The sequence below is a fragment of the Streptomyces sp. NPDC007095 genome, from assembly GCF_040634475.1.
In the GTDB taxonomy this organism is placed as follows: domain Bacteria; phylum Actinomycetota; class Actinomycetes; order Streptomycetales; family Streptomycetaceae; genus Streptomyces.
The window spans coordinates 68108-78632 of record NZ_JBEYFS010000012.1; the positions used below are offsets into that span (position 1 = coordinate 68108).

Annotated in this window: 9 protein-coding genes and 1 pseudogene; 6 read left to right on the forward strand and 4 right to left on the reverse strand. The window is 70.7% G+C overall.

The features are described 5' to 3' along the window. Positions 1-38: 38 nt before the first annotated feature. Both ABZ656_RS06695 and ABZ656_RS06700 read left to right on the forward strand, forming a co-directional pair. Positions 39-1082 carry an NAD(P)-dependent alcohol dehydrogenase gene (locus tag ABZ656_RS06695; RefSeq protein WP_360265238.1) on the forward strand — a complete coding sequence of 348 codons (1044 nt, stop codon included), beginning with the start codon at positions 39-41 and terminating at the stop codon, positions 1080-1082. Positions 1083-1406: 324 nt separating this feature from the next. Continuing rightward, positions 1407-1631 carry a hypothetical protein gene (locus tag ABZ656_RS06700; RefSeq protein ID WP_360265241.1) on the forward strand — a complete coding sequence of 75 codons (225 nt, stop codon included), beginning with the start codon at positions 1407-1409 and terminating at the stop codon, positions 1629-1631. 35 nt (positions 1632-1666) lie between these two features. Here ABZ656_RS06700 and gndA read toward each other — a convergent pair whose 3' ends face one another. Next, complete coding sequence (gndA, locus tag ABZ656_RS06705; RefSeq protein ID WP_101406825.1) at positions 1667-3106, reverse strand: NADP-dependent phosphogluconate dehydrogenase; 1440 nt, start codon at positions 3104-3106, stop codon at positions 1667-1669. Positions 3107-3551: 445 nt separating this feature from the next. Here gndA and ABZ656_RS06710 point away from each other — a divergent pair. Together ABZ656_RS06710 and ABZ656_RS06715 are read left to right on the forward strand one after the other, a co-directional pair. Continuing rightward, positions 3552-4558, forward strand: a pseudogene (locus ABZ656_RS06710) (LLM class F420-dependent oxidoreductase). 75 nt (positions 4559-4633) lie between these two features. Further along, the gene (locus ABZ656_RS06715; RefSeq protein ID WP_101406823.1) at positions 4634-5068 is read left to right on the forward strand and encodes a hypothetical protein; all 435 of its coding nucleotides are present in this window, start codon (positions 4634-4636) and stop codon (positions 5066-5068) included. 26 nt (positions 5069-5094) lie between these two features. Here ABZ656_RS06715 and ABZ656_RS06720 read toward each other — a convergent pair whose 3' ends face one another. Both ABZ656_RS06720 and ABZ656_RS06725 read right to left on the reverse strand, forming a co-directional pair. Continuing rightward, positions 5095-5463: a low affinity iron permease family protein gene (locus tag ABZ656_RS06720; protein WP_360265244.1), complete on the reverse strand. Its 369-nt coding sequence runs from the start codon at positions 5461-5463 to the stop codon at positions 5095-5097. A 347-nt stretch (positions 5464-5810) separates the two neighbouring features. Further along, positions 5811-5987, reverse strand: a complete 177-nt coding sequence (locus tag ABZ656_RS06725; protein ID WP_101406821.1) for a CsbD family protein — start codon at positions 5985-5987, stop codon at positions 5811-5813. 773 nt (positions 5988-6760) lie between these two features. Between ABZ656_RS06725 and ABZ656_RS06730 the strand changes: the two genes are divergently transcribed. Both ABZ656_RS06730 and ABZ656_RS06735 read left to right on the forward strand, forming a co-directional pair. Further along, positions 6761-8041: an MFS transporter gene (locus tag ABZ656_RS06730; RefSeq protein ID WP_101406820.1), complete on the forward strand. Its 1281-nt coding sequence runs from the start codon at positions 6761-6763 to the stop codon at positions 8039-8041. A gap of 128 nt (positions 8042-8169) precedes the next feature. Beyond that, on the forward strand, positions 8170-9594 hold the full coding sequence (locus tag ABZ656_RS06735; protein ID WP_360265249.1) for a cytochrome P450: 1425 nt from the start codon (positions 8170-8172) through the stop codon (positions 9592-9594). Positions 9595-9655: 61 nt separating this feature from the next. On the opposite strand, the gene ABZ656_RS06740 is transcribed toward ABZ656_RS06735, so the two are convergent. Then, positions 9656-10342, reverse strand: coding sequence for a hypothetical protein (locus ABZ656_RS06740; protein WP_101406818.1), 687 nt, complete (start codon positions 10340-10342; stop codon positions 9656-9658). Positions 10343-10525 lie beyond the last annotated feature (183 nt).

The window sequence follows — 10525 nt, forward strand, 5'->3', positions numbered from 1 at the left end:
CCGACAACCCCATCAACTTCACCCCCACTGGAGAACCGGTGCTTACCGTCCCCGCATACGCCGCCGCTTCGGCGACCGAACCGCTCGCGCCGACCACCGTCGAGCGCCGTGACGTCGGCCCGCACGACGTCCTCATCGACATCAAGTACTGCGGCATCTGCCACTCCGACATCCACAACGTCCGCAGCGAGTGGGGCCCGGCGACCTACCCCCTGGTTCCCGGCCACGAGATCGCCGGCATCGTCACCCAGGTAGGCTCCGAGGTCACCCGGCACGCCGTGGGCGACCGGGTCGGCGTCGGGTGCATGGTCAACTCCTGCCGTGAGTGCGTGCCCTGCCTGCGGGGCGAGGAGCAGTACTGCCTCAAGGGCAACACGCTCACCTACGGCTCGATCGACGCCGACGGCTCCCTGACCCAGGGCGGCTACTCCACCCACGTCGTGGTCGACGACGACTTCGTCGTCACCATCCCCGAGGGCCTCGGCCTCGACGAGGCCGCCCCGCTGCTGTGCGCGGGCATCACCACGTACTCCCCGCTGCGCCGCTGGGGCGCGGGCCCCGGCAAGAAGGTCGCCGTCATCGGTCTCGGCGGACTCGGCCACATGGCCGTCAAGATCGCACACGCGATGGGCGCCGAAGTCACCGTCCTGTCGCAGTCGCTGAAGAAGATGGACGACGGTCTGCGGCTGGGCGCCGACCACTACTACGCCACCAGCGACCCGACCACCTTCGAGCAGCTCGCCGGCACCTTCGACGTCATCCTCAACACGGTCAGCGCCAAGCTCGACCTCGACACCTTCCTCGGCCTGCTCGCCGTGGGCGGCACGATGGTCAACGTCGGCGCTCCCGCGGAGCCGCTGTCGCTGAACGTGTTCTCGCTGATCATGCAGGGCCGTGTGTACGCGGGGTCGCTGATCGGCGGCATCCGCGAGACGCAGGAGATGCTCGACTTCTGCGCCGAGCACGGCATCGGCGCCGAGGTCGAGATCATCCCCGCCGATCAGATCAACGAGGCGTACGAGCGTGTCCTGGCCTCGGACGTGCGCTACCGCTTCGTGATCGACACCGCGACCCTGGCCTGACCCACCGCGGCACCGTCCGCCCGAGACCACCCCGTACGAGGCGCGCCCCCGAGCCCTCGTACGGGGTGTTGCCGCACCCGTGCCGAGGTCACCCGAAGGGCACCTGAGGAAAGGGCCGCCGGCCGGCCGCGGGTCGCCCGGCCCCTGTCCGGCGCGCGGACCGCTCTGCGGCCTTCCCGGCCGCGTCGAGCAGGAGCATCGCGTCGTACTCCGGGGTGCCGGGCGGGGCGTGGTACGCGATCAGACGGTGGCCGGCGGTGCCCTCCAGCGTCAATGGACTGGTAGCCGAAGGCGACGTCGCCGACCCGGGGGTGGTGGAAGGTCTTGCGACCCGAGGAATGGCCCTTCACGTCGTACGCCTGCGGTTCGTCCTGGCGCCGGCACTGCTGGTCTTCTGCGCCGCCCTGGCTGCTGATGACGCCGATGATCCCGCTCGGGGGCGGGGCGGGCTTCCTGCACGGCCTGTGCGTCAGCCTCCTGATCGCCGCGGCACTGCTGCTGACCACGGCCCTGGTCAGGCTGCTGCTGAGGCCCACCCCACGGAAGTGACCCGCGCGCCGCATCGCGCGCGGCCCGAGTCCCTGTCAGGCGGTGGTTTCGGGGCGGTCGGGCTGCGACCAGTGGGTGTGGAAGGAGCCCTCACGGTCGGTGCGCCGGTAGGTGTGGGCGCCGAAGTAGTCGCGCTGCCCCTGGAGGAGGGCGGCGGGCAGGCGGTCGGCGCGCAGGGTGTCGTAGTGCGCGAGTGCGGCGGAGAACGCGGGGACGGGGATGCCACGCCGGGCGGCGGAGGCGACGATCTCCCGCCAGGGGACCTGGGCGTCGCTGATCTCCTGGGCGAAACCGTCCTCGGCGAGCAGGCTGACGAGGTCGGGGTCGGTGGCGTAGGCGGCGCGGATACGGTCGAGGAAGGAGGCGCGGATGATGCAGCCGCCGCGCCAGATCCGGGCGACCGCGCCGAGGTCGATCTTCCAGCCGTACTCGGCGGCGGCGTCCAGGATCATCTTCCAGCCCTGGTCGTAGGCGATGACCTTCGAGGCATACAGGGCGTGTTCGACCTGAGCGGTGAAGCGCGCGGCCTCGGTGCGGCTGAGCGGGGGAGTGGTGCCGCCGGGCAGACCCCGGTAGGCGGCACGGAGGTCGCTCTGGCCGGAGGCGGCGCGGGCGAAGGTGGCCTGGGCGATGGCGGTGACAGGGGAGGCCAGGTCGAGGGCGGTCTGCACGGTCCAGCGGCCGGTGCCCTTCTGCCCGGCGGCGTCGTCGACGATGTCGACGAACGCGCCACCGGTCTGCGGGTCGGTGTGGGCGAGGACCTCGGCGGTGATCTCGACCAGATAGGAGCCGAGGCGGCCCTCGTTCCAGGTGCGGAAGACATCGGCGATCTCGGCGGGGCTGTACCCGGCGACCTGGCGCAGCAGGTCGTAGGCCTCGGCGATGAGCTGCATGTCGGCGTATTCGATGCCGTTGTGGACCATCTTGACGAAGTGTCCGGCGCCGTCGGTGCCGATGTGGGTGGCGCAGGGCTCGCCGTCGACCTTGGCGCTGATGCTCTCGAACATCGGGCCGAGGACGGCGTACGACTCCGCCGAGCCGCCGGGCATGATGCTCGGCCCGTTGAGGGCGCCCTCCTCGCCGCCGGAGATGCCGGCACCGACGAAGTGCAGGCCGCGTTCGCGCAGCGCGGCCTCGCGGCGGCGGGTGTCGGCGAAGTGGGCGTTGCCGCCATCGATGATCATGTCGCCGTTTTCCAGGAGCGGGGCGAACTCGTCGATGACGGCGTCGGTGGCCGCGCCTGCCTGCACCATGATCATGAGGCGGCGGGGGCGGGCGAGCGCGGCCACGAACTCCTCGGCCGTCTCGGCAGGGACGAAGGAGCCCTCGTGGCCGAACTCCTCCACCAGCGCGCGGGTGCGGCCGGCGGAGCGGTTGTGGACGGCGACGGTGTAACCGTTCCGGGCGAAGTTACGGGCCAGGTTGCGGCCCATCACTCCGAGGCCGGTGACGCCGATGGAAGCGGATGCGTTCATGAGGCTGCCTGTTCTTCGAATGTCGGCCATGTCAGGGGCGGGGCGACCCCATGACCATGGGTACGGGCCGACGGCCCGGTCTTCTCGATGTCGCGGCGGCCAATCTTGATCAGCTTCCCGGTGGCCGTCGTCGAGGCGCGGTCCACGCGGACGGCGGCACGCTCGCCGCCGGCCTGTGCCGGTGCCCGTGCCAGTGCCAGTGCCAGTGCCGGGCATGGTGGCGAGGAAGGACTCAGTTGCAGCAGGATGCCCGACACCTCCGGGTCGGCGGCCAGTTCGTCGATGACGGCGGCGCCGGCGGCGACGCGGGAGACGACCTCCTTCTGGGGCCCGGGAGGCGGGGGCGCGCCTGGCCGACCTGCTGACAGGGGTCCGGCCGCTGGTCGACGGCACCTGTGGCAGCGGTCGGATGTTTCGGATCATGGCTACGGGTAATGCGGAGGATATGGTGGAAATCGGATACACGATGATGACCGAGCAGGCCGGCCCCCGCGACCTCGTAGAACACGTGGTCGAGGCGGAGCGAGTCGGTTTCGACTTCTCCGTCACGTCCGACCACTATTTCCCCTGGCTGGAGTCGCAGGGGCACGCCCCCTACGCGTGGAGCGTGCTCGGCGCCGCCGCCCAGGCGACGGTGCGGATGCCGTTCATGACGTACGTGACCTGCCCGACGAGCCGCTGTCACCCCGCCGTCGTCGCGCAGAAGGCGGCGACCCTGCAACTGCTCTCGGAGGGCCGGTTCCGGCTCGGGCTCGGCTCGGGCGAGAACCTCAACGAGCACGGCGAGAACCTCAACGAGCACGGCGAGAACCTCAACGAGCACGTGGTGGGCGGCGGTTGGCCCTCCCCGCGGACCCGTCTGGAGATGCTTGAAGAAGCCGTGGAGATCATCCGCGAGCTCTTCGGGGCGGCAACGTGCATCACCAGGGCACGCACTTCGAGGTGGCGAACGCCCGGCTGTGGGACCTGCCGGACGAACCGCCCCCGATCGGGGTGGCCGTATCCGGCAAGCGGTCCTGTTCCCTGGCGGGCCGGCTCGCGGATCTCGTCATCGCCACCGAGCCCGAGCCGGAACTCATCGAGGCCTTCGACCGAAGCGGCGGCCGGGGCAAACCGTGCGTCGGTCAGCTGCCCGTCTGCTACGACCCGGACCGGGAGGCCGCGGTGACCCGCGCGCACGAACAGTTCCGCTGGGCCCTCGGCGGCTGGCCCGTCAACGCCGAACTGCCGGGCCCCTCGGGCTTCGAGGGCGCCACCCGGTACGTCACCCCGGAGGACACCGCGGGAGCCATCCCGTGCGGCGACGACGTCGACACCTTCGTGGAGGCGGTCCGGCCCTACGTGGAGGCGGGCTTCACCGAGATCGCCCTGGTGCAGGTGGGCGGCGACCAGCAACTCCCGTTCATCGCCGGGGCCGAGAAGACGCTGCTGCCCGCCCTGCGCGAACTCTGACGAGAACGCGACCCGCACGCGGTTCGGCCCCGCTCCGCCGGTGCCGGGCCCGACCAGGAGACGTGAGAGGACACCATGAACAGCACGGCGCACGACACCGACACCGCGCACGGCACTTCGTCATCCCCAGACCCGACCGATCGGCCGGCCTCTTCCCCGGAGCTGGTGCAGGTCGTCCTGGACGCCTGCTCGGTCGCGGACGCGGACACCGTGTTGCGCGTCCTGGGTACACGCTTCGCCGCGGAGAGCGGCGAGGACATGCCACGGCACGACAGCGCCGCACGCTCCGACACCTGGACCGGAGCCTTCCTCGTCGGGCGGGACGCGCGCGACGCCGCGCTCCCGTCGGACCTTTCCCTGAACGGTTCCGTCACCGTGGAGCTCCAAGGCGGTCCCGTGGCGGTCGACCGGCTGCGGCAGACCCTCACGTCCGCCTTCGGCGTCCAGGTGTCCGGGTCCGCCTCCGGCGACCAGGAGATCGATCTACGGCTTCGGCTGACGCACGCGTAGGCCCGCCCGGGGAACGAGTCGCCCCCTCAGATCTCGTCCTCCATCCGGATCACCTTCCTGAGGTTCTCGTGCGCCTTTCCGGGTTCACCCTCCTGCGCTTCGAGCAGAGCGGCGGCGATGGCGTCCAACTTGCGCTGGATCGCTCGCTCGGCCCGGAGTTCCGAATTCTTGAGCAGCGCGAGGAGCAGCAGCGTCACCGCCGTCATGGAGCCGCCGGCGAGAAGGAGCCACTCCGTCGCGATTCCGGCGATGTGCACGGCGACGGTGAAGGCGACCAGCGCGAGACAGAAGACGAAGAAGGCCGGTGAACTGGTCAACGTCGACACCGACTCCGCGAGTCGTTCGAACCTGCCGCGTCCGGCACCGCCGCGGTCGGCGGGATGCTGAAGAGTCATGGTCCTGCCTGAAGAGTCATGGTCCTGCGCGCCCTCCGGCGCGGGGTTCCGGCCCGACCCGGGCGGAGCTTGCGGCGCGTCGCGGACCCTCCTCGGTGGCGTGGTCGCGCACGCCTCCGAGATGAAGGGGGCGTCGCCGGCGCCGTTTCCGGACCGCTGACCTCGCAGGGCGCCGACCACCGCGATGGAGCCGGCAGGCCGGGACACGGTTCGTCACCGTGAGCGGGCCGAGCGGCACCGTCACGGTGGTCGGCGTGACCACGATGAGGACCGAGTCCCAGGGTGCTGAAGACCCCGCCCGGCCCGGGGCGCCGATGACCGTATCCGGGACGGCCGGGCCGTCGTCCTCAGTGCTTGGTCCGCTGGCGGATCTGGCCCGCGGCCTTCTCGGTCATCTCCTGGGCCTTTCCGCGCAGTTGTTCTCCGCGGCCCGTCCTTTGCATGGACTTGTTGCCCAGGGCTTTGCCGAGGGTCTCCCTCATCTTGCCCCTGAGCTGCTTCGTTCTGGCATTGCCCTTCATCATCACAGTCGCTTTCCTTGAGGCCGCAGGCGAGTGGGGTGCGGCGACATGCCTTTCTTCACCGTGTGGCCAGGAGGCGGACACCGCAAACCGGCATGCGCGATTTCACCAGGGGAGGGGCGAGGAAGTGGGCACCGATGTCGCCGTCGGCACCCCGAGTGATGCCCCACAGGGCCAGGGCAACGGCTCGGTCACCGGCCCATGCTGACACGTCGGAAGCCGGAGACCGGCCCCGACCGGCGCGTCCGTTGTGCGCACAGTCCCGTACGACGGCCTGGAGGGATCCGGCGCACCTCTTGCACGGCCCCGCTGTTGCTGATGTCATATTCAGCCGTAGGTCTGTGACTTTGGCTGATTACGCTTTCGGGTGATCCGAAAGTTTCGGCTACCTTGTGGCTGCACAGATGTTGATGCCTAAACAAGGCCTGCGTCGATGCCTCCTTCCCCGGTCTCGGTCGTGTCGATTCATCCCGCATGCCCGTTTCCCGACTCGCCCAAGTTCCGAGCGGAGTTCGTGTGACCCGACATCGCGCCATGGCATGGACGAGCAGTCTTCTCTCCGCCGGTCCTGGCGGCGAGGTCTCCACCGGTCCTGTTGGCGAAGCGGTTCACGCCACCCCGTAGGCGCCGTGTCGAGCGGACCGCCGCCAGGGCGACACGCCCTGGACGGCGGGTGTCTCTCCGGCTCGATGACCGTCGTGCACCTGCCCGCCTGAGGGTCCTTCGAGCCCGTCGGGCGTTCCCCATCACAGCTGAGTGAAAGCCCCCCATACTCCGTGACCATTCAACTGTACGAGGGCCGACCGGCCGGTCGGCATGCCGCCGTACCCCCTGGCAGCCTGCTCCGCCGGGTCTACGCACCGCGGGCCTTCGACGCACTCGCCTTCTCCATGTCGACGTACGCCATGCCGCTCCTGGTGCTGGCCACGACCGAATCCGCCTCGCTGACCGGGCTGGCCTTCGCGCTGGAATGGATACCGCGGGTGGCGGCCTTCGGCCTCGCCGGTGACCTGGTCGACCGGCGCGGAGCCGCCATCGTGTTCTTCCTCGCCTCCTCGGCGCGCGCGGTCCTCGTGGCCGGCGGGAGCGTCGCGCTGACGATGCTGGAACGGGGGACGGCGCAGACATTCGTCGTGATGGCGCTGGCCGCCGCGACGGGCACCCTGACGCAGTTCAGCTTTATCGCCAACGAAGCCGTGGGCGCGATCGTGAGCCGCCGTTCGGACACCCAGGCACACAAGGTTCAGGCCGTCCTGATCGGCATCGACCAGACGGCGACGCTCACCGGACCCGCGCTCGGCGGCGTCCTGCTGCTGGCGGGACCGACCCAGATGCTCGCCGTTCTGAGCGTGCTGTCGTGCCTGGCGGCGGCTCTCGCCCTGCAGACCCCGCCGACCCCCCTGCGCGGCTCCCAGCCCGGCACCACACAGCGGGGAGCGGGCCTCAAGACGGGCTGGCGGACGCTGCGTTCGCTGCCGGCGCTCGGCTGGCTGGTGGGCGGCCTGACCGTCTCCAACCTCGCCCTCGGGCTGCTCCAGTCCGCCAGCCCGATCATCGTCGTCGAGCGCTTCGGTCTGTCCCCCGCGGCCGTCGGCACCCTCTGGTCGGCAGCCGCGGCCTCCACACTCCTGACGGTCACCGTCTGCCGCTTCGCGCTCAACCGGCTGGGCCTGTGGGGGGTCGGCGTGGTGTGCTCCACCGTCGCGTCCGCGGCCTGTCTCGCCCTGGCCCACGCGCCCACGTACACCGCGTACGTCGTCCTCATGGCGCTGTTCATGGCGGGCGACGGCGGCCTGACCGTCGTCCTGCGCACATTGCGCTCCCTGCTCATCCCGGCCGCGGTCTTCGGCAGCACCCTCTCCCTGACCATCCTGCTTCTGCTGCTGCCCTTCCCGCTCGCGGGCATCGTGGTCGCCCTCACCTCACCGTGGGCTCTCGACTACGTCATCGCGGTGTGCGCCGCGCTTCAGGCCGTCGCCCTCGGTCTGGCCTTCCTGCGGCTGCGCACCGACCCGGTCCTGCGCACCCCGGGCAAACCAGCGCAGGTCACGGCCTGAACCAAGGGGCGCCCCGCGGCGGCCGGTTCGCGCGGTCTGGGGTAGGGTCTGCCACCGGTTCGTAGCCATTGAAGGGCTACGAGCCGGGGGCGGGTGGCGTCGAAGGGCTGCGAACGGTGGAATCCCACATGGGGGACGGCGGATCCATGGACGTGGACGACACGCCGTTGGAGGCGATCGCCGCGCAGCCGCTTCTGACCCGGGACTACGAGACGCGCCCCGCGCTCGTCTACGAGCGGCTGAGGCAGCGGCACGGCCCGGTCGCGCCGGTCGATCTGCTGGGGGTACCCGCGTGGTTGGTGCTGGGGTACCGCGAGTCGCTTCAAGTCCTCCAGGACGACGACGCGTGGCCGAAGGGGCTGGAGAACTGGCGGGCCCGGTCGGAGGGCAGGGTGCCCGCCGACTGGCCGCTCGGACCCTCCCTGGAGGTGAACCACGTGCTGATCCAGGGCGGTCCCGGCTACCAGCCGCTGCGGACGGCGTGGGACGCGGCGCTCAAGCCCTTCCAGGATCCGCGCCATCCGCAGACCAAGCGGCTGAAGGCCGCCGTCACCGCCCATGCCGACGAGCTGATCACCCTGCTGGGACAGGGCGGCGGCACGGGCGTGGCCGACCTGTCGGCGCAGTTCGCGCGACCGCTGCCGCTGATGGTGGCAAGCCATCTGCTCGGCTTCCCCGGCTCACAGGGCGACGACGCGCTGATGGACATGTGGCGGGTGCTCGACGCGGGGCCGGACGCGGAACCCGCCCTGGAACGCCTGCTGGAGACCCTGGTGGAGCTGGCGGCGGCCAAGCGGACGCGGCCGGGCGACGACTTCCCCTCCTACCTGCTGGCCGCCCACCCCGACCTCTCCCTCGACGCGCTCGCCCGTGAGCTGTTCATGCTGCTCGGCATGACGTCCGACCACGTCGGCATCCTGATCTCCAACACCGTGGTCGAGGTCATCGCGGGGGAGGGCGGCGCGCGGGCCAGTCTGTCCGCCGGGATGGTCAGGGAGACCATGAACCGGGTCGTCATGCGCAAACCGCCGCTGGTGAACTTCGTACCGAGGTTCGCGGCCCGGGACACTCCCCTCGGCAACTACACGATCCGCGAGGGCGATCCGGTCTGGGTGTCCTCCGCCGCCGCGCACGCCGATCCCGTCTTCGCCGACCACGTGGAGGCCAACACGACGATCAGCACCCGGGCGCACCTCGCGTGGGGCGCGGGCCGGCGCCAGTGCCCGGCACGCGAGCTGGCGTCGACGGTCGCGGCGGCGGGGGTGAGCCGCTTGTTCGAGCGCTTCTCCCACCTGGAACTCGCGCTCCCGGTGGACCAACTGCCCTGGCGTTCCTCCCCGTTCATGCGCGGCCTGCGATCGCTGCCCGTACGGTACGAACTGGCCTCGCCGGTCGCCCCGTTGGCACCGGAAGGGCAGGAGCGGGCCGCGGGCCGGGAATCCGGCACTTCCGACACGCCCGAAGTGTCCGGGGCGGTGGCGGCGGACCAGGCCGTCCAGCGCCGCTCGTCGCTCTGGCGCTACCTGACGGGCCTGATACGGACGGGCCGTTGAGCCTTCGCCGCCCGCACCGCCCACCGTCCCCACCACCCCGGACGGTCGGCCGCCCGCCGGATCACACGAGGAAGGGCAGGTTCACGATCAGCGCGATGTACGCGATGGCTCCGATCACGATGAGCAGCGTGAACACCACGTAGTGGACCTGACGCCACGGCATGCGCACCCCGGGGAAACGCTGGTGCAGCTGGGACCAGTCCAGACGTCCGTGGTCCTGGAAGGCCAACCCCAGCCCCCGCCACAGCTCCTTGAGCCCCTCCGGGTCCCACAGCCGGGTGTCGATCACGAGGGGCTTGCCGGCCTTCGAGGTGATGAGGATCCGGCCGGTGTGCACACCGTCCAGCGGCAGCCGCACCGTGTGCAGCCCCGTGAGGGAGGACACCGGTACGTCGAGGACCCGACGGTTCCACAGGTTCCGTACCGTCAGAACGCCTTCCTCCAGCCGGATGCCGGCGTTCGCCCAGCGCAGTCCGCTCAGCGCGCCGATCCACAGCAACGGGACGGCGAACGCCAACACCCCGATCACCAGACCCGCTCCACCCGATCCCGCCGAGGTGCCACGTCCCTTGGCCATCATCAGGCCCATGCGCAGGGCGCCGATGAGGATGAGGGGCGCACCCTTGAGGAGCGGGCCCTTGATCGTCCCGTTGTCGGGCCTGACCGAGACCCACGCGAGATCCGTGTCGTCGTCCTCCGACAGCTCGGAGAGCGGGGCGTCGCCCGGACCCGGTGGCCGTACCGTCATGGGGTTGTCCTCCTTCTGCACCGTGCCGCGGACTCCCGCGCGGACAGGCGAGGAGCGGCAAAGCGGCGGAGGACGATGCTGGCAGAAGCCGGCGCCGTTCACATCAGTGGAACTACGTAGTCCCCGCCCGTGCGTTGTCAGTGCCCCACCTTAGGGTTGGGCTGAAGACAGAGAGCGACGCAC